Source organism: Nonomuraea jiangxiensis (assembly GCF_900099965.1).
Classification (GTDB): Bacteria; Actinomycetota; Actinomycetes; order Streptosporangiales; family Streptosporangiaceae; genus Nonomuraea; species Nonomuraea jiangxiensis.
Genome location: NZ_FNDJ01000028.1, coordinates 20,806 through 38,599 on the forward strand (window position 1 = coordinate 20,806; position 17,794 = coordinate 38,599).

The 17,794-nt window shown below is 70.9% G+C and carries 13 protein-coding genes; 11 read left to right on the forward strand and 2 right to left on the reverse strand.

Annotated elements, in window-relative coordinates; all coding sequences use genetic code 11:
- Positions 1 to 4 precede the first annotated feature (4 nt).
- The 9 genes from BLS95_RS42470 to BLS95_RS42510 all read left to right on the forward strand — a co-directional run bounded on the left by BLS95_RS42470 (position 5) and on the right by BLS95_RS42510 (position 13,352).
- Positions 5 to 874 (forward strand): ABC transporter substrate-binding protein, encoded by an 870-nt coding sequence (locus BLS95_RS42470; protein ID WP_090945275.1) that lies wholly within the window; start codon positions 5 to 7, stop codon positions 872 to 874.
- 22 nt (positions 875 to 896) lie between these two features.
- The gene (locus tag BLS95_RS42475; RefSeq protein WP_090945276.1) at positions 897 to 1,598 is read left to right on the forward strand and encodes an ABC transporter permease; all 702 of its coding nucleotides are present in this window, start codon (positions 897 to 899) and stop codon (positions 1,596 to 1,598) included.
- Positions 1,595 to 2,650 (forward strand): ABC transporter ATP-binding protein, encoded by a 1,056-nt coding sequence (locus tag BLS95_RS42480; RefSeq protein WP_090945277.1) that lies wholly within the window; start codon positions 1,595 to 1,597, stop codon positions 2,648 to 2,650. The genes BLS95_RS42475 and BLS95_RS42480 overlap by 4 nt, the downstream gene beginning before the upstream one ends.
- 74 nt (positions 2,651 to 2,724) lie before the next feature.
- Positions 2,725 to 3,570, forward strand: a complete 846-nt coding sequence (locus tag BLS95_RS42485) for an NTP transferase domain-containing protein (protein ID WP_090945278.1) — start codon at positions 2,725 to 2,727, stop codon at positions 3,568 to 3,570.
- 17 nt (positions 3,571 to 3,587) lie between these two features.
- The gene (locus BLS95_RS42490; RefSeq protein ID WP_090945279.1) at positions 3,588 to 5,390 is read left to right on the forward strand and encodes an aldehyde ferredoxin oxidoreductase family protein; all 1,803 of its coding nucleotides are present in this window, start codon (positions 3,588 to 3,590) and stop codon (positions 5,388 to 5,390) included.
- Between the two features lie 128 nt (positions 5,391 to 5,518).
- Positions 5,519 to 8,473 carry a formate dehydrogenase subunit alpha gene (fdhF, locus tag BLS95_RS42495; protein WP_090945280.1) on the forward strand — a complete coding sequence of 985 codons (2,955 nt, stop codon included), beginning with the start codon at positions 5,519 to 5,521 and terminating at the stop codon, positions 8,471 to 8,473.
- Entirely contained in the window at positions 8,474 to 10,219 is a 1,746-nt protein-coding gene (locus BLS95_RS42500) for an NAD(P)H-dependent oxidoreductase subunit E (protein ID WP_090945281.1), read from the forward strand. It abuts the gene before it with no gap.
- On the forward strand, positions 10,216 to 11,436 hold the full coding sequence (locus tag BLS95_RS42505) for a molybdenum cofactor synthesis domain-containing protein (protein ID WP_090945282.1): 1,221 nt from the start codon (positions 10,216 to 10,218) through the stop codon (positions 11,434 to 11,436). Before BLS95_RS42500 ends, BLS95_RS42505 begins: the two co-directional genes overlap by 4 nt.
- The gene (locus BLS95_RS42510; protein ID WP_090945283.1) at positions 11,433 to 13,352 is read left to right on the forward strand and encodes a molybdopterin biosynthesis protein; all 1,920 of its coding nucleotides are present in this window, start codon (positions 11,433 to 11,435) and stop codon (positions 13,350 to 13,352) included. Before BLS95_RS42505 ends, BLS95_RS42510 begins: the two co-directional genes overlap by 4 nt.
- Before the next feature lie 73 nt (positions 13,353 to 13,425).
- Here the strand turns inward: BLS95_RS42510 and BLS95_RS42515 are convergent, their stop codons facing one another.
- Positions 13,426 to 13,767, reverse strand: a complete 342-nt coding sequence (locus tag BLS95_RS42515) for a YciI family protein (RefSeq protein ID WP_090945284.1) — start codon at positions 13,765 to 13,767, stop codon at positions 13,426 to 13,428.
- 162 nt (positions 13,768 to 13,929) lie between these two features.
- Between BLS95_RS42515 and BLS95_RS42520 the strand changes: the two genes are divergently transcribed.
- Together BLS95_RS42520 and BLS95_RS42525 are read left to right on the forward strand one after the other, a co-directional pair.
- On the forward strand, positions 13,930 to 14,424 hold the full coding sequence (locus BLS95_RS42520; RefSeq protein WP_090945285.1) for a SigE family RNA polymerase sigma factor: 495 nt from the start codon (positions 13,930 to 13,932) through the stop codon (positions 14,422 to 14,424).
- Complete coding sequence (locus BLS95_RS42525; RefSeq protein ID WP_090945286.1) at positions 14,421 to 15,506, forward strand: WD40 repeat domain-containing protein; 1,086 nt, start codon at positions 14,421 to 14,423, stop codon at positions 15,504 to 15,506. The genes BLS95_RS42520 and BLS95_RS42525 overlap by 4 nt, the downstream gene beginning before the upstream one ends.
- Positions 15,507 to 15,587: 81 nt before the next feature.
- On the opposite strand, the gene BLS95_RS42530 is transcribed toward BLS95_RS42525, so the two are convergent.
- The gene (locus BLS95_RS42530) at positions 15,588 to 17,609 is read right to left on the reverse strand and encodes an NACHT domain-containing protein (protein WP_176993669.1); all 2,022 of its coding nucleotides are present in this window, start codon (positions 17,607 to 17,609) and stop codon (positions 15,588 to 15,590) included.
- Positions 17,610 to 17,794: the final 185 nt, after the last annotated feature.

Below are 17,794 nucleotides of genomic sequence, written 5' to 3' on the forward strand. Positions count from 1 at the left end.
AGCCATGCGCAGAGGGCTCTTGGTCGTTTTAGCGTGGGTCGCGGCGGTCTCATTGGCCGCCTGTGGGAACGGCGCCTCCTCCAGCGGGCCGGCGCCGAACTCCGCGGCGGAGAAGTCGCTGATCTTGGCGACCACGACCAGTACTCAGGACAGTGGGTTGCTCGACGAGTTGCTGCCGGCGTTCACCCGCGACAGCGGCTGGCAGGTCAAGACCGTGGCGGTCGGCAGCGGGCAGGCCATCGAGCTGGGCCGTCGGGGTGAGGCCGACGTGCTGCTGGTGCATTCCCCCGCGGCGGAGGAGAAGTTCGTGGCCGAGGGCAGCGCCGGCTCGCGACGGCTGGTGATGCACAACGACTTCGTGCTCCTGGGTCCGCGGGCCGACGCGGCCAAGATACGGGGCAAGAGCAGCGTGGATGCGATGAAGGAGATCGCGGGCGCGCAGGCGGTGTTCGTCTCCCGGGGTGATGACTCAGGTACGCACTCCAAGGAGAAGGACCTCTGGTCCAAGGCCGGTGTGACCCCGGGCGGCACCTGGTACCAGTCCACCGGGCAGGGCATGGGCGAGACCCTGCGGGTCGCCGGCGAGAAGGAGGCGTACACGCTGTCGGACCGGGCCACCTATCTCACCCAGCGCGACACCCTGGCGCTGGAGGTGCTCAGCGAGGGCGATGCGGGCCTGCTGAACGTCTACCACGTCATCGAGATGACCAAGAAGTCGGGAAGCCGGGTGCGGCCCGACGGCGCGAAGGCGTTCGCCGACTGGATCGTCGCGCCGCCCGCGCAGCGGCTCATCGGCGAGTTCGGGCGGGAGAAGTTCGGCCGGCCGTTGTTCACCCCCGACGCCGGAGCGGACGAAGCCACGCTGGGCCAGTGAGCCCGGCCGGGGAGGTCACTCGATGGACGTGCTGTTCGGCGGGTTCGCGGACGCGATCAGGCTGCTGCTTTCCGGGGACGAGGACAGCTGGTCGATCACCGCGCTGACCCTGCGCGTCTCGCTGACCGCGACCGCGATCGCCCTGCTGGTGGGATTGCCGCTCGGCGCGATCGTGGCGCTGGCCCGCTTCCCGGGCCGGCGGATCCTGCTGGCGGCGGCCAACACGGGGATGGGCATGCCACCGGTGGTGGTCGGCCTGTTCGTCACCGTGCTGCTGTGGCGCAGCGGACCGCTGGGCGGGCTCGGGCTCCTCTACACTCCGACCGCGATGATCGTCGCACAGGCCGCGATCGCCACTCCGATCGTGATCGCACTGGTCGCGGCCGCATTGCAACAGGTCGATCCCGACTTCCGCGTTCAGATGCGGGGCTTGGGAGCGACCCCTATCCGCGCGCTCGTGGCGCTGCTGGGCGAGGCCAGACTGCCGCTGCTGGCCGGGGCGATGGCCGCGTTCGGGGCAGTGGTGAGCGAAGTCGGGGCCGCGCAGATGGTCGGCGGAAATCTGGTGGGACAGACCCGGGTGCTGACCACCGCCGCCGTACTGGCCACCAGCCGGGGCCAGTTCTCGCTCGCGATCGCCTTCGGCATGATCCTGCTGCTGATCGCGTTCGGTGTGAACCTGTCGCTGACCCTGATCCAGCAGCAACGGACGGCGCCGCGATGAGCGCGGGGATCGGGTGCCGAGACCTGCGGGTGCACGCCGGCGGCCGGGAACTGCTCAGCGTGCCGGAGCTGCACGTCGCGTCGGGACGCACGTTGGCCGTGCTCGGGCCCAACGGCGCCGGCAAGTCCACCCTGCTGCGTGCGCTGGGTCTGCTCAGCAGCCACCGCGTCAGCGGACAGATCCTGCTGGACGGCCGTCCCGCGACCCGGTCACAGATGCGCGACGCGATCGGGGCCGTGTTGCAGCGGCCGATCCTGCGCCGTGGCACGGTGGCCGACAACGTGATCAGCGGACTGCGTTTCCGCGGTGTGAGCCGCCGCGAGGCCCGCGACCGCGCACGACCGTGGATCGAGGCGCTCGCCCTCGGCCCTCTCGCCGACCGGGACGCCCGCAGCCTGTCCATCGGCGAGGCCCAGCGGGTCAGCATCACCCGCGCGCTGGCGGCCGGCCCCCGGGTACTGCTGCTCGACGAGCCGTTCACCGGGCTGGACAGCACCACCCGCGCCGACCTGCTCGCCGACCTGCGCGCCGCGCTGACCGGGCAGCCCACCGCCACCATCATGGTCACCCACGACCGGCAGGAGGCCCTGGCCCTGGCCGAGGAAACCGCGCTGCTGATCGGCGGCCGGATCCGCCAGCACGGCCCCACCACCGACGTGCTGGACCAGCCCGGTGACCCCGACACGGCTCGGCTGCTCGGCTACACCAACCTTCTCCCGCCGGCTCTCACCGGCCTGGCGGAGACCCTGGTCGCGCGGCCCGAGCACACCCGGCTCGTCCTCGACTCCCACGACGAGCACGACGACGACACCCGGTCGGTGACCGGGACACTGCGCCGGACCGTCGCACTCGGCATCGCCACCCGCGTCGACGTCGACACCTCCGCCGGCCCGCTGACCTGCCTGCACCCCGGCGACGTGCTCGCCACCGAGCTTCCCCCCACCGGCGGCGAGGTCCGTGTCAGGATCCGGCACGCGCGGTCGTTGAACGACGCCGACCAGGACGAACCGGCGGCACGCCTCGCGTCCGGGACGAGGGCTTCCACGCCCTGAAACCCGGCGGCCGATCGCGTGACCCCCACCGGCCCCGCGTGAGAGGAATCGACGGCGTGGCCTAGCATGCGGGCATGACGACTGCTGCCGGCGTTGTGCTTGCGGGCGGGCGCTCCACGCGGATGGGGCAGCCCAAGGCCTGGCTGGAGTGGCACGGTTCGACGTTGCTGTATCGAGCCGCCGCTGTCCTGGCCAGGGCGGTGGACGGTCCGGTCGTCGTGGTGGCGGCCCCAGGGCAGGAGCTCCCGCCACTGCCCTCGAACGTCTCGGTGGCCGAGGATCCGGTGGAAGGGCTGGGCCCCATGCAGGGCCTGGCCGTGGGGCTCGCGGCGGTGGCCGACCGGGCCGAGACGGCCTTCGTGTGCTCCACCGACATGCCGTTCCTCCACCCGGCCTTCGTCCGCCGCGTCCTGCGTGCCCTGCCCGCCGGGACGGACGTCGCGTTGCCGGTGGCCCGAGGCTTCCGGCAGCCCCTGGCCGCCGGCTACCGAACCGCACTGGCCGGGCTGGTCAAGGACCTCCTGGCGGCGGGCGACCTGCGGCCGGGCATGCTCTTCAAGCACTGCGAGGTGGCCCAGCTCAGCGACGAGGAGTTGCTGGCCGACGCCGAGCTCGCGCGGCGCGACCCGGAGCTGGAGTCCGTGGTGAACGTCAACTCCCCGGACGACTACGCGGCGGCCCGTGACCGGCCGCCACCGCAGGTCGTGGTGGAGTGCTTCGGCGCGCTGGCGAGGAACGGCGGCCATCGGCCGCGCGAGGTCCAAGCCGCCACCCTCGGGGCCGCCGCCGCCGCGGTCGGCCTCACCCTGAACCGCCACGTGGTGGCCGCGCTCAACGGCGATCAGGTCACCAGGGACGAGTGGCTGCCCCTGGTGGCGGGGGACACCGTCGCCTTCCTGTCCGCGGACGCCGGCGGCTGAGGTCGTAGGGTCGGGATATGGCGCCTGGTGGATTCTTCGGACGAGCCCTACTCGTGGACGTCGCCGGCAGGGAGGCGAGAAGCGCTCCCTACGAGCTGGACGAGCGGGTGCTGCGGTCCTACCTGGGCGGGGTGGGCCTCGGCACGTGGCTGCTGCACCGGCTGGCACCCGCCGGGGTCGATCCCCTTGCTCCTGAGGCACCGTTGGCTTTCGTCTTCTCCTCGCTGGTCGGCACCCCGTTGACGACCAGCGCGAAGTTCGCGGTCGTGGCCAAGTCACCGCTGACCGGGCTGCTGACCGACGCCCTCGCGTCCAGCCAGTTCGCCATCGCCGGCAAGCTGACCGGGCATGACGCGCTCGTGATCCGTGGTCGCGCCGACGAGCTCTCGGTGCTGCTGATCGACGGCGACGGCGTGCGTCTCGAACCGGCTCCTGAACTCGCCGGGCTGACCGCGGCCGAGGCCGAGTCCGCGGCGCGGGCGCGGTTCGGCCGCAACTGGCGCACCGCGGCCATCGGCCCGGCGGGCGAGCGCCAGGTGAGATACGCGACCATCAGCCACGACGGCCGTCACGCCGGCCGGGGTGGCCTGGGCGCGACGATGGGCGCGAAGAACATCAAGGCGGTGCTGGTCAGAGCGGCGACCAAGGTGTCGGTCGCGGACCAGCCCGGGGTTCTCGCCGCCGCCCGCGACCTGCGCCGGCGTAGCTTCGGCCCGGCCACCGCGAAATACCGTGAGCTGGGTACGCTGGCCAACCTCCTGGCGTTCAACGCCGTCAGCACCCTGCCCACCCGCAACTTCACCGCGGCGACCTTCGAAGGCGCGCCCCAGCTGGCCGCCGAGGAGCTGCACGAGCTGCGTGGGGTGGCCCGCAACAGCTGCGCGTCGTGCTCCATCGGCTGCGAGCACATCTACTCGCGCAAGGGCGGCGGCAGCCAGCGGATGGAGTACGAGAACGTCTTCGCGCTCGGCCCGCTGTGCGGCGTGTCCGACCCCGATGAGGTGTTCGCCGCCAGCGCGCGCTGCGACGAGCTGGGCATCGACACCATCTCGGCGGGCGGCACGATCGCGTGGGCCATGGAGTGCGTCGAACGCGGTCTGCTCGACGAGCCGTGGCTGCGGTTCGGCGACGGCGCGGCGCTGTTGCGCGCGCTGGACGCGATCGGGGAGCGGTCACCCGGTCTCGGGGAGCTGCTCGCGCAGGGCTCCCGCCACGCCGCCGGCGTGGTCGGGCACGGTTCGATCGACTTCGCGCCGCAGGTCAAGGGGCTGGAGCTGCCCGGTTACGAGCCGCGCAGCCTGCAGTCGATGGCGCTCGGGCTCGCGGTGAACGCCAGGGGAGCCGACCACAACCGGTCCGGTGCGTACGAGGCCGACCTGTCGGGCGAGCTCGACCGGCTGGCAGGCGGCTCCGCCCATGTCGCCGCCGCGGTCGACACCGAGGACCGCGCCGCGGTCATGGACTCGATGATCCTGTGCAAGTTCCTGCGCGGCGTCTTCGAGGACCCCTTCACGGAGTGGTCCAAGCTGCTCGTGCTGGTCACCGGATGGCAGCTCGACGCGACCGAGCTGCGGGACACCGCGCGGCGGATCGTGCGGGCCAAGCGCGCCTTCAACCTGCGCGAGGGAGCCACCGCGGCCGACGACACGCTGCCCGCCCGGATGCTGGAGACACCGCTGGAGCTCGGCTCCGGTCGTCGTGCGGTGCTGGACGCCGACCGCCTGCGGTCGATGATCGCCGGTTACTACGCGGCGCGCGGCCTGGACCAGGAGGGGCGCGTCGCCGCGGCCGATCTCCCGGACCTGCTGCTCGACGCGTAGCCGGTCGCGTGTAGCAGGGGGCTCGGCGGGCATGGCCCGGTACTCGACAACAGGACAATTGCGGCAGTTAAATTGTATGCCGTATTCTGTATGCTCTACATTGCTCGACTGATGAGGTTGAGATGACAATGCTCGAGGAGCCGGCGACGGCCCTACGGACTGTGTCTGTCGAGATCGATGGCCGCGCTGTGACCGTGCCGGAAGGCACCAGCATCTACGATGCCGCGAAGCAGCTGGACATTGACATTCCTGTGCTGTGCCACAACGAGCGCTATGACCCCGTCGGGGTCTGCCGCATGTGCGTGGTGGACACCGGCGGGCGGGCCTTCGCCGCCGCGTGCGTGCGTCCCTGCGAGGACGGCATGCAGGTCAAGACCAGCACCCCGGAGCTGGAGCGCAACCGGGCCACCCTGACCGAGCTGCTGATCTCCGACCAGCCGCCGCGCGAGGAGGACCCGAAGCAGACGACCACCGGCGACAACCTGCTCCTCGACCTCGCCGACCGGTTCGACGTGGCCAAGGAGACGACCGACCTGCCGTGCGGCTCGGGCCGGGGCTTGGACATCTCCAACCCGGTGATCTCCGTCAACCACGACGCGTGCATCCTGTGCGACCGCTGTGTCCGCGCGTGTGACGACATCCAGGGCAACGATGTCATCGGCCGCTCGGGCAAGGGCTACTCGACGAAGATCGCCTTCGACCTCGACGACCCGATGGGCGCCAGCTCGTGTGTGACCTGCGGTGAGTGCGTGCAGGCCTGTCCCACCGGCGCCCTGACCAACAAGGCGATCAACGAGATTCCCATCCGGCCCCGCGAGGAGCTCGACGCGGTCGACAGCGTCTGCCCGTACTGCGGCGTCGGGTGTGCGCTCACCTACTACGTCGACCGGTCGCGCGGCGCGATCGCCTTCGCGGAGGGCCGCGACCAGCCCGGCTCGAAGAGCCGGCTGTGCGTCAAGGGCCGCTACGGCTGGGACTACGCGGCGTCGCCGCAGCGCCTGACCGTGCCCCTGATCCGGGTGGATTCGTCCTACCCCAAGGGCCCGCTGTCGGCGGACGTGCGCGGCGACACGGACAATGACCGGGGCCGTGCCGGCTCCGGCGGCAACCGGAGCGGCGGCGGACGCAGCGCCAAGCTGAGCAAGAACGGCAAGGACGGCCGGCGCAAGCCCGGCGGCCTGGTCGACTACGACGAGGTGCTGCCGCACTTCCGTGAGGCCACGTGGGAGGAGGCGCTCGACCTCGTCGCCCGGCGGCTGAAAGAGATCCACGCGGAGCAGGGCCCCGGGGCCATCGCGGGGTTCGGGTCCGCGAAGTGCTCCAACGAGGAGGCGTACCTCTTCCAGAAGCTGATCCGGGCCGGCTTCGGCACCAACAACGTCGACCACTGCACCCGGCTCTGCCACGCCTCGTCGGTGGCCGCGCTGTTCGAGGGCGTCGGTTCCGGCGCGGTCTCGACCACGTACGGCGACGTCGCCAACGCCGACGTCGTGATCATCACCGGGTCGAACCCGACGGCGAACCACCCCGTCGCCAGCTCCTTCTTCAAGCAGGCCCGCCGGCGCGGCACGAAGATCATCTACGTCGACCCGCGCGCCAGCACCGTGGCCGAGCACGCCGACTACTACTGCCAGGTCAAGCCCGGCACCGACGTCGCCTTCTACAACGCGGTCATGCACGAGGTGATCCGGCTGGGCCTGATCGACATGGAGTTCATCAAGGCCCGGGTCTCGAACTTCGAGGAACTGGTCCGCACGGTCAACGACTACCCGCCGGAGCGCGGCGCGCAGATCACCGGCGTCGACGCGGACCTGATCCGGGAGGTCGCGCGGGTCTGGGGCGAGGCCAAGGCCGGCGTCATCTACTGGGGCATGGGCATCTCCCAGCACACCACCGGCACCGACAACGCCCGCTGCCTGATCGCGATGTGCTCGATCACCGGCAACGTCGGCCGGCCGGGAACCGGCCTGCACCCGCTACGGGGTCAGAACAACGTCCAGGGCGCCTCCGACGCCGGGCTGATCCCGATGTTCTACCCCGACTACCAGGGTGTCGACCGCGACGCCACCCGCCGGCGGTTCGAGGAGGCCTGGGGCACCGAGCTCGACCCCAACCGCGGCCTCACCGTCACCGAGATCATCGGGTCGGTGCTGAAGCCCGGCGGCGTGCGCGGCATGTACATGCTCGGCGAGAACCCGTTCCTGTCCGACCCCAACATCAACAAGGTGCGCAAGGCGCTGTCGCAGCTGGACTTCCTGGTGGTGCAGGACATCTTCCTGACCGAGACCGCGGAGTTCGCCGACGTGATCCTGCCGGCGTCGTCGTACCTGGAGAAGGAGGGGAGCTACACCAACACCGACCGGCGCGTGCAGCTCGGCCGCAAGGTGATGGACCCGCCGGGCCAGGCCCGCGTGGACTGGGAGATCATCCAGGACATCGCCCAGCGGATCGGGCTGGACTGGTCGTACGCCTCGCCCAGCGAGGTGTTCGACGAGATGGTCGAGCTCATGCCGTCGTACGCGAACCTGCGTCACGAGAACCTGGGGCTGACCGGGAAGCTCTACCCCAACGCCGACCCCGAGCACTCCGACGGGACCGTGGTCCTGTTCGACGAGCGGTTCAACACCGACGACGGCCTCGCCCACCTCGTCCCGGCGCAGTGGCTGCCGGCGAAGGAGCTGCCGGACGCGGAGTACCCGCTGGTGCTCAACACCGGCCGGCTGCTCGAACACTGGCACACCGGGTCGATGACACGACGCTCATTCGCGCTGGACACGATCTCGCCGATCGCCGAGGTGTACATGCACCCCAAGGACGCCGCCGACCGCGGGCTGGCGCACGGCCAGAAGGTCCGCGTACGGTCCCGGCGCGGGGCCATCGAGCTGCAGGTGCGCATCTCCCACCGCGAGCAACTGGGCAACTGCTTCATCCCGTTCCACTTCCGGGAGGCGGCGGCCAACCTGCTGACGATCGACGAGATCGACCCGTACGGGAAGATCCCCGAGTTCAAGTTCTGCGCAATTCAGGTCGAGGCGTTGAGCGTGGAAGACGCGGAGCTCCTCAGCAACATGGGAAGTGTCTAAATGACCCTGAGTTTCGAGCTGGGACGTCCCCGGGTGCCCGGTGTGGAGGCACGAGCCGGTAAGTTCCCCGGGCCGTCGCTGATCCCGGCGCTCAACGCCATCCAGGCGCGGCTGGGCTGGTTGCCGCGAGAAGAGCTTGAGGAGCTGGCCCGTACCATGCGGCGGCCGCTCTACGAGATCGAGGGCCTGATCTCGTTCTATCCGCACTTCCGCACGACCCCGCCCGCCAAGGTGGCCGTCAACGTCTGCCACGACCTGTCGTGCTGGCTGCGTTCCGCGGACGACCGGATCGCCGAGGTACGCGCCCGCTACGGCGAAGACACCGAGATCGAGCTCACCGAGGTCTCGTGCCTGGGCCGTTGCGACAGCGCCCCGGCGCTGGCCGTCAACGAGTTCCCGGCGCCGGTCGCGGACGTGGACGCGCTCGTGTCCGCCGCGCGGGACGAGGAGCTCGGCGAGGCCGCTGTGACGAGCCGCGCCGAGCCCTGGCCGAACGATCCGTACCCGGCCGGTTCGGACGTCTCGACCCGGTACGCGAGCCTGCGCGCGCTGCTGTCCGGCGAGCTGAGCGCCGAGAGCGTGGTGGCCACGCTGGAGGCCTCCGGGCTGCGCGGCATGGGCGGCGCCGGCTTCCCCACCGGCAGGAAGTGGGGTCTGGTTCGCGCGACCGGGCCGGGCAGTGTCAAGTACGCGATCTGCAACGCCGACGAGTCCGAGCCGGGCACGTTCAAGGACCGCCAGATCCTGACCGACCAGCCGCACCTGGTGATCGAGGGCATCCTGCTCGGCATGGCCGTGGTCGGCGCCGAAGAGGGCTGGATCTTCATCAGGCACGAGTACGGCCCCGAGGAGCGCGTGCTCCACGCGGAGATCGAGGCGCTGCGCGAGGCGGGTGTGATCGGCGAGAACGCCTGCGGCAGCGGTCGCCGCCTCGACCTCGACATCTTCGTCTCGCCCGGCGGCTACATCCTCGGTGAGGAGACGGCGCTGCTGGAGTGCATGGAGGGCCACCGCGGCGAGCCGCGCAACAAGCCGCCCTTCCCCGGCAACTACGGCCTGCACGGTCGTCCCACGTTGATCAACTCGGTGGAGACCTTCGCGGACGTGCCGGTCATCCTGCAGCGCGGCGCCGACTGGTGGGCCGAGCAGGGCGAGGGCGACTCCGTCGGCTGGAAGTTCTTCGCCGTGTCCGGGCACGTCGAGAACCCCGGCGTCTACTGCGTGCCGATGGGCACCACGGTGCGCGGCCTGATCGACATCGCCGGCGGCGTGCTCGGCGATGCCGAGGTCGGTGCCGTGCAGCCGGGTGGCGCGTCCTCCAACTTCATCGGCCCCGACAAGCTGGACCTGGCGCTGGACTTCGGCACGCTCGCCGAGGCCGGGACCATGCTCGGCTCCGGCGCGCTGGTGGTGCTCGCCGAGGGCACCGACCTGCTGGCCGCCTCGACGAACGTGCTGCGCTTCTTCCGCAACGAGTCGTGCGGCAAGTGCGTGCCCTGCCGGGTCGGCTCCACCAAGGCGCACGACCTGTTGCGCAGCACCCTTGACTCGGGATCCTCCGTCCTCGACGACGTGCGGAAGGACCGGATCCTGCAGTTGGAGGAGGCCATGCGCAAGACGTCGATCTGCGGACTCGGTCAGGTGGCACTGGGCCCGGTGGTGTCCGTGCTCGGACTGAACAAGGGCGGCGCGGCGGCTCGCCCGCAGCCGCGGCCCGAGGGTTCTGAGGAGCAGCCGGACCGTTGAGCGGCAGAGAGTTCTTCACCGCCCGTACCTTGGCCGAGGTACGGGCCGGTTTCCGGCCTGCGCGTCGCACGCCGGTGGAGCAGGTGCCGTTGTCCAGGGCGCTGCACCGGGTGCCCGCCGCGGACATCACGGCGCCCGCGGCACTGCCTGGCTTCGCCCGTTCCACCGTGGACGGTTTCGCGGTCCGGGCGATGGACACCTACGGCGCCTCCGACGGGCTTCCGTCCTACCTTGACCTGATCGGCGCGGTGCGGATGGGCGCCGCACCCACCGTGGCGGTCCGGGCAGGCGGCTGCGTCGCGATGCCGACCGGAGGAGTGATCCCCGACGGCGCCGACGCGGTGGTCATGGTGGAGTACACCGCGGAGACGATGCCGGGCACGATCGAGGTCACCCGGCCCGTCGCACCGGGCGGCGGCATCGTCCGTGCCGACGAGGACGTAGTGGCGGGCGGCGTCCTGGCGCCCGCCGGTCGGCCGTTGCGCGCTCCAGACCTGGGCTTCCTCGCCGCCGCGGGGGTGACCACGGTCGCCGTGCACCGCCGCCCCCGGGTGGCGATCATCTCCACCGGCGACGAGGTGGTGCCGCCCGGCACCGTGGAGCTCGCCGCCGGGCAGGTACGCGACGCCACCGCCTCCGCGCTGGCGGGGCTGGTCGCCGACGCGGGGGGCGAGCCGGTGATCGCCGGCATCGTCCCGGACGAGCCCGGCGCGCTCAAGGAGCGGCTGACCGAGATTCTGGCCGAGTCCGACCTGGTGGTCGTGTCGGCGGGCTCGTCGGTCGGAGCGCGGGACGAGACGGCGGGCGCGGTGGCCGCCATCGGCGACATCTGGTGCCACGGGATCGCCATCAAGCCGGGCAAGCCCACGCTGCTGGCCGAGTGCTCCGGGGTCCCGCTGGTCGGGTTGCCGGGCAACCCGCTGTCCGCACTGGTCGTGTTCGGGCAGGTCGGCATACCGTTGCTGTGGCGCATCGCCGGGTGCGAGGCGCCGCCACCGCAGCCGAGCACGCGCGCACGGCTGTCGCGGGACCTGGCTTCGGCGGCCGGCCGGCTCGACGTGGTCCAGGTCGCGGTCCGCGACGGCGTGGCGGAGCCGATCTTCGGCCCGTCGGCGCTGCTGTCGGTGCTGACCCGTGCCGACGGATACATGATCGTGCCCGAACCGGCCACCGGCCTGGACGCGGGCACCGAGGTAGAGGTCATCCTGTACCGATGAGCGCAGAAAGCCCCTTCGTCTCCGACGTCCCCGCGGCGCAGGGCCTCTCCGTATGGCGCGAGACACGCGCCGCGGCGGGCTGCCCCGCCAGGGTCGACCTGGTCCGGGTTCCCGTCGGTGCCGCCGTCGGCCGGGTCACGGCCGAGCCGGTGTGGGCGCTGCGGTCCTCACCCGCGTTCGACTCCTCGGCCATGGACGGCATCGCCGTCCGCGCCGCCGACACCGTCGGCGCGGCGGAGACCAGCCCGGTGTTCCTCGCCGTCGAGGACTTCGCCGTCGTCGACACCGGCGACCCGCTGCCCGACGGGTACGACGCCGTGGTCATGCGCGAGCACGTGCACCGAACCGCGGCAGGGCAGGCGGAGCTCCGGGCGGCCGTCCCGCCCTACCAGCACGTCCGATCCATCGGGGAGGACATCAGCGCGGGCGAACTGCTGCTCCCGGAGGGCCACCGGCTGCGCCCCGTCGACGTCGCCGCGTGCGCCGCGGCGGGAGCCGTCGACCTGGGCGTGCGCCGCGCGCCGCGCGTGGTCATCGTGCCGACCGGCGACGAGATCCGCCCGATCGGCGCGGAGCTCGCCCCCGGCGACATCCTCGACACGAACTCGCTGATGCTCGCCGCGCAGGCACGAGAGGTGGGCTGCGAAGCCCACATCACCGACATCGTCCCCGACGACCCCGAGGCCATCACCGCGGTTCTCCGAGAGGCCACCCGCGATGCCGACCTGGTCCTGCTCATCGCGGGCTCCAGCGCCGGACGGGACGACTACACCGCCCGAGTGGTCGCCGGAGCCGGCGTCGTCGCGGTCCACGGGGTCGCTGTGCGTCCCGGCCATCCCGTCGTCCTCGGCGCGGTCGAGGCGACACCCGTGATCGGCGTCCCCGGCTACCCCGTGTCGGCGGCGCTGACCTTCGACATCTTCGCGGCTCCGATGCTCGCCGAGCTGGAGGGTGCCGCGCCGCGGGAACGCCCGTCCACGACGGCGCACCTGGCCAGAAAGCTGCCGTCCGCCATCGGCATGGACGACTGGGTACGGGTGCGGCTGGGGCGGGTGCAGGACCGGCTCGTCGCCACCCCGCTGCCCAGGGGCGCCGGCGTGCTCACCTCGCTCGTCCGCGCCGACGGCCTGCTCGTCGTGCCCTCGGGCGTCGAGGGCCACCACGCGGGGGAGCAGGTCCGGGTCGAGCTGCTGCGCGGTCTGTCCGAGATCGGCCGGACCATCGTCACCATCGGCTCCCACGACCTGGTGCTCGACCTCGCGGCCTCCGCCCTGCGCGCGGCCGACCCGCTGATCACCCTGGCGTCGTCGAACGTCGGCTCGCTGGGCGGCCTCGTGGCGTTGCGCGACGGCCTGTGCCACCTGGCCGGATCGCATCTCCTGGACCCGTCCACCGGCGAGTACACGCTGCCCTATGTGGACAGGCTGCTGGGCGCCGACGCCGACATCGCCGTGATCAGGCTGGTCCACCGCGACCAGGGGCTGATCGTCGCTCCCGGCAACCCCCTCGGCCTGGACGGCATCAAGGACCTGACCAGGCCCGACCTGCGCTACGTGAACCGGCAGCGTGGCGCCGGCACGCGGGCACTGCTGGACCACGAGCTGACCCGCCTCGGCATCGACCCGGCCGAGGTGCCCGGCTACCCCCGGGAGGAGCACACCCACCTGGCGGTGGCCGCGGCCGTGGCCGCCGGACGCGCGGACGCCGGCCTGGGCATTCTCGCCGCCGCCCGCGCCTTCGGGCTGGACTTCGTGCCGGTGGCCCAGGAGCCCTACGACCTGGTGCTGCGTACCAGCGCGCTGTCCGACGAACTGCTGGCTCCGCTGTGGGCGCTCCTGGAGCGGGAGGACTTCCGCACCGAGGTGGAGGCGCTGGGCGGATATTCCTGTACCGAGACAGGGCGCCGCATTCGCTGACCCCACCTCGGCTGTACGCCTTTCATGATGGCGTGCGACGCACGACCGACTCTGGCTGAGGCCGCCGCCCTCGTCAGCTGGCCGGGTCGTACATGAACTGCCGGACCTCCTGCGAGCAGCGGCAGGCGACGGCGATCTTCGCGGCCCACTCGAGTGCCGCCTCCCGCGAGGGCAGCTCGAGAACGGTATAACCCCCGTTGGGCACCTTGTGGCCTGGGTACGTGCCCTCGGTGACGGTGCCGTCACCGGCCACGAGCACCGGCTCTACGTCCTCATCGATCCCGCCGCCGAAAACGTACACGCCCGCAGCCTTGGCCTCGTCGATGACGGCATGCGAGGCTTTGACCACCGCCTCCAGGTCCTCCTCGGGGAACACCATGGCGTCACCGGGAAACGAGATCAGGTATTTCGTCATGTGAGTACTCCTCTTCTCCGCGGCACCGCTCTGGTGTCCAGCCCGATTATGGTTGCGGCCTCCGACATTTGGTCAAGGTGGTGGCGCGGGACACGGTGCCCCGGGAGCCGGCATTAGGGTGGCATTCCAACCTGGAGCCTCTCGGCGGAGTTGTTTCGATACATGGACCGTTACGAGGGGTTCCATGAGTTCGTGCGCACGCGTCAGCAATCGCTGATGCGGACGGCGTACCTGCTCACGGGGAACCCTCATCTCGCCGAGGACCTGTTGCAGACGGTCCTTACCCGTGTCGCCTCCCATTGGGCGAAGCTCGCCAAGGGCGGAAACCCCGAGGCGTACGCTCGCAAGGCCCTGGTGAACCAGACCATCTCGTGGCGCAGACGCAGACAGGTCGAGTTACCTGGGGCAGAGTTGCCGGAGCGGGCCCAGCCGGGTCAGCCGCACGACGAGGCGACCGTGCGCCGGCTCGCCCTGCGCCACGCGTTGGCGAAGCTCACGCCCAAGCAGCGGGCGGTGATCGTGCTGCGCTTCTACGAGGACCGCTCAGAACGCGAGACCGCGCAGCTCATGGGCGTCTCGATCGGCACCGTGAAGAGCCAGACCAGCTACGCGCTGTCCAAGCTGCGCGCGCTCACCCCTGAGGAGGTGTACCGATGAACACGTTGCGCGAGGACTTGCATGCGCTGGCCGAGCAGGCGCCCGCCGTCGATCTGGCGGCGCGGGCGGTACGCGGCGCGCGCAGGCGGCGCGCGACCCGGCTGGCCGTGGTGGCCGCCGCGGTGACCTGCCTGATCGCGTTCGGCGGCGCCATGCTGCTTCAGGTACGTGCCGAGCCCCGGATCGTGCTGACCCCGCCGGAGACGAAGGCGCTCCCGCTGCCCGCGAGGGGAGTCGGGCCGGTAGAGCAGGCGTACCGGACGCAATGCCGCCTGGACGGCCCGTGCGGCGTGCTCCCTTGGCGCATCGTGACGCGTGCGGGTGAGACCTACGAACTGGGCGAGGAAGCGAACGGGCCGCTGGAGGTCACGGCGGACGGCCGCAGGATCGCGTACTACAGCTCGAGTCATCAGGGGATCGTGGTGCGCGACCTGGCGAGCGGCAAGACCTGGAAGGCGCCGCTGAAGCAGCCCAAGGAGGACTTCGCGGTCGAGTACGCGCTGCGCCTGTCGCCCAACGGGCTGCGCTTCATCGTGTCGGGCTGGGGCGGCCGGCGGCAGCCGAACAAGCTGGTGGACGTGGAGCGCGGGACGGTGACCGACCTCAAGCGGGGATGGTGGCCGGTGAGCGTGTCGGACGGTTCGGGGCCCGTGGTGCTGGCGAAGCCGTACGACATGACCAGCCAGGTGTGGGTGCTCGGCCACGACCCGATCATCATCCGGGATCACACGTACTACTACAGCGCTCTCGCACCGGACGGACGGACGCTCGCCAGGCTGGGGCAGACACTCGACCGGGACCGCCGGCCGATGGTGCAGGGGGACCGCTCGATCGTCACCTTCGACACGCTGCGGGCCGGCGGGGAGACCCGTACCCCGATCTCCGGGCTGCCGGAAGAGCTCAACCCCGCGCGGCTCGGCGGTTGGTTGAACGCCACGGAGGTGACCGTGCTGGCCGTCCCCGAATCGCCGGGCGTGATCGCGCAGACGGTCTACGCGGTGGACGTACGGACGGGCGAAAGCAGGGAACTGTACGCATTGCACAAGGTTGCGCTGAATGTGGTGCCAGGATTGGTGCGCTGAGCGCGACGATGTCGGGGACTCGAGTCGCGCCAGGGCCTTCGAGAGCAAGTTACCGGTATAACGATGAGCCAGGCGCGATCATCAAGGGCGCTTGTAGCGGGCGGCGAGGTGGTCCTGGTATTCGGCGTGGCGGAACTGGTAGACGGGGCCGATGATCCGAAGAAGCCCGAGCCGGTGTGCGTCGTCCAGGAAACCCATGAGGTCGCGAGGACACAATCCGAGCCGAGCCAGGCGTCGGGCCACGGCCACGTAGCCGCCCCATGCGGAATCCTCTCCCGAGTACGCGACCACAAGCCCGTACAAGAGTCCCCCCGGGAGCCCGAATATGAGCCCGATCGTCGGCCCGTACGCCAACCAGAATGTGAGCGTCCCTGAGAGCGCGCCCGCGAGCATGGCCGTGCGTATCCGGAAGAGGTTGAGGGTGCGTTCGGCGCGCCAGGTGTTCATCGGGGTGCTGGCATCGTCGGTGGAGACCGGGACTTCCGCCCACATCGTCAGGGCCCACGAGACCCCGCTGGTGAGGCCGAGCGCAGGTCCGAAGGCGAGCCCAAAGGTGATCCCGTCCCCGTCTTCGACCAGCAAGAAGAGACTCGCGACCGCCAACCCGAGCGCGAGCCCGCCGATCAGCCCGAACGCGAGCCATCGGCACAGGGAAGCGACTCTGCCGGTAAGTCTCAGGTTGGCGGCGGCCAGGTTCGCGTCCGCCCAGCCTCGCGTGGCTGACGCCCAGTAGCTCATCGGCATCGACGACGGGTCGACTCCGCTCGGAAGCGCGGCGAGGGCACGCGTGATGGGCGGGTTGAACGCCGCACGTGTGAGAAGCCACCAGGACAGGTCACGGGAGCTGCCGAGATAGCCGGCGAGGAAGCCGAGCCACCGCTGCACGTCGTTGGGCTCGTACGCGTGCAGGGGACGGAACAGGTCCTGAGGGTTGTCGGTGGGCGGCCTCGTGGTGACAAGGGCAGCGGCGAGCTGGTCGAACATGTGGGCGCGGAGATCGGCTGGAGTGGGGTGGCTCAGCGGGTCGGTGAGCGGGGTCGGGTCGACGCCGGGCCGGATATACGTGGTGCGCAGCAGCCACAGCCCCAAAGGGGTGGAGCACAGCTCGGTAAGGGCAGGTGAGCCGTCCGAGCGTAGCCGGTCCAGCAGGTGCTGCCAGGCAGGCGGCGGGGCGGGAGGTAAGGAGAGGGCGAGATAGTCGGCGGCGGTCTCGGGCGTGAGCGGTGCCGGTTCGGTCACGGCGGCGCCGGTGAGCACGTCGGCGGCGTCCTGGATGGCTTGGCGGTATTCGTCCGTCCGGCAGGTGATGATCAGCTGCCCGACATCACCCAGGGTCCGGTTCAGGCAGGCGAGGATCTTCGCACGGGTCCTGGCGGGCACCTCATCCAGCCCGTCGATGACCGGCAGGACCATCCGGTCGGTGGCCAGGTACGTCGCGCCTTGGCCGCCGAACTCGGCCGCGGACAGAGCGGGATACCCCACCTTGAGCCGGCGGGCCAGCCAGCCCCACACATCCGGAACCTTGTCGTCCCAAGAGGCGGCCGATACCAGCACGGGCACCGGTTCCCCGTCCGCCCGAGTCGCCAGCAGTTCCCGTACGAGCTGTACGGCGAGGGTGGTCTTGCCCATGCCCGGTCCGCCCAGGATCACCAGACGCCGCCTGCGCAGACCGCGAAACTGTACGGCCAGCTCACCGATCCGGTCTGCGGTCCCGCCCCACACCACCGGCCCCGACACAGCGACGCTGGCGGCGTGGTCCATCACTGGCAGCGCTGTCAGCTGCCAGCGGACTGGAATCGGGTCAGGGTCGTCCAGCGAACGCCGCGCGGCCTCCTCACGCCACTGTGCGGCCACCAGTCGCGCCAGCACGCCGGCCGCGGACATGACCTGATCGGGTGCCGTGGCACTCGGCCGCCTGCTGTGCGACCACCACATCGTCAGGCCGACGACCAGCGCGGGAAGCGCCAGGACGACGCCTACCACCTGCCCGACGTCCGCTGCGGTGTCCAGCCCTTCGGTCTTCCACACCACGAGCAGCAACACCACTGACGAGCCCAGGGCTGCCAGCCCTGCCACCACCAGCAGCCCGCGCCACCGCTTCATGCCGCCATTATGAGACAGATGTGCTGAGCGGCAGGGGCAGTTCCTTGCCCCCTCTCTCCTCCCGCCAGGGCTCGTACCTCCCTCGACCGACGCGGGCTGGGAATTGACTTGGGCTTGTTGTCGATCTTTGCGATGAATGTTTAGCTTTGTGTGTTTGTGCATGGTCACGCCTGGTCTCCTGGGAA

Bases quoted from the DNA above. Each gene is read 5' to 3' on its own strand.
- BLS95_RS42480 (WP_090945277.1), top strand. From the start codon at position 1,595: ATGAGCGCGGGGATCGGGTGCCGAGACCTGCGGGTGCACGCCGGCGGC.
- BLS95_RS42520 (WP_090945285.1), top strand. From the start codon at position 13,930: ATGGACCGTTACGAGGGGTTCCATGAGTTCGTGCGCACGCGTCAGCAA.
- BLS95_RS42485 (WP_090945278.1), top strand. From the start codon at position 2,725: ATGACGACTGCTGCCGGCGTTGTGCTTGCGGGCGGGCGCTCCACGCGG.
- BLS95_RS42525 (WP_090945286.1), top strand. From the start codon at position 14,421: ATGAACACGTTGCGCGAGGACTTGCATGCGCTGGCCGAGCAGGCGCCC.
- BLS95_RS42490 (WP_090945279.1), top strand. From the start codon at position 3,588: ATGGCGCCTGGTGGATTCTTCGGACGAGCCCTACTCGTGGACGTCGCC.
- fdhF (WP_090945280.1), top strand. From the start codon at position 5,519: ATGCTCGAGGAGCCGGCGACGGCCCTACGGACTGTGTCTGTCGAGATC.
- BLS95_RS42470 (WP_090945275.1), top strand. From the start codon at position 5: ATGCGCAGAGGGCTCTTGGTCGTTTTAGCGTGGGTCGCGGCGGTCTCA.
- BLS95_RS42475 (WP_090945276.1), top strand. From the start codon at position 897: ATGGACGTGCTGTTCGGCGGGTTCGCGGACGCGATCAGGCTGCTGCTT.
- BLS95_RS42530 (WP_176993669.1), bottom strand. From the start codon at position 17,609: ATGAAGCGGTGGCGCGGGCTGCTGGTGGTGGCAGGGCTGGCAGCCCTG.
- BLS95_RS42515 (WP_090945284.1), bottom strand. From the start codon at position 13,767: ATGACGAAATACCTGATCTCGTTTCCCGGTGACGCCATGGTGTTCCCC.
- BLS95_RS42500 (WP_090945281.1), top strand. From the start codon at position 8,474: ATGACCCTGAGTTTCGAGCTGGGACGTCCCCGGGTGCCCGGTGTGGAG.
- BLS95_RS42510 (WP_090945283.1), top strand. From the start codon at position 11,433: ATGAGCGCAGAAAGCCCCTTCGTCTCCGACGTCCCCGCGGCGCAGGGC.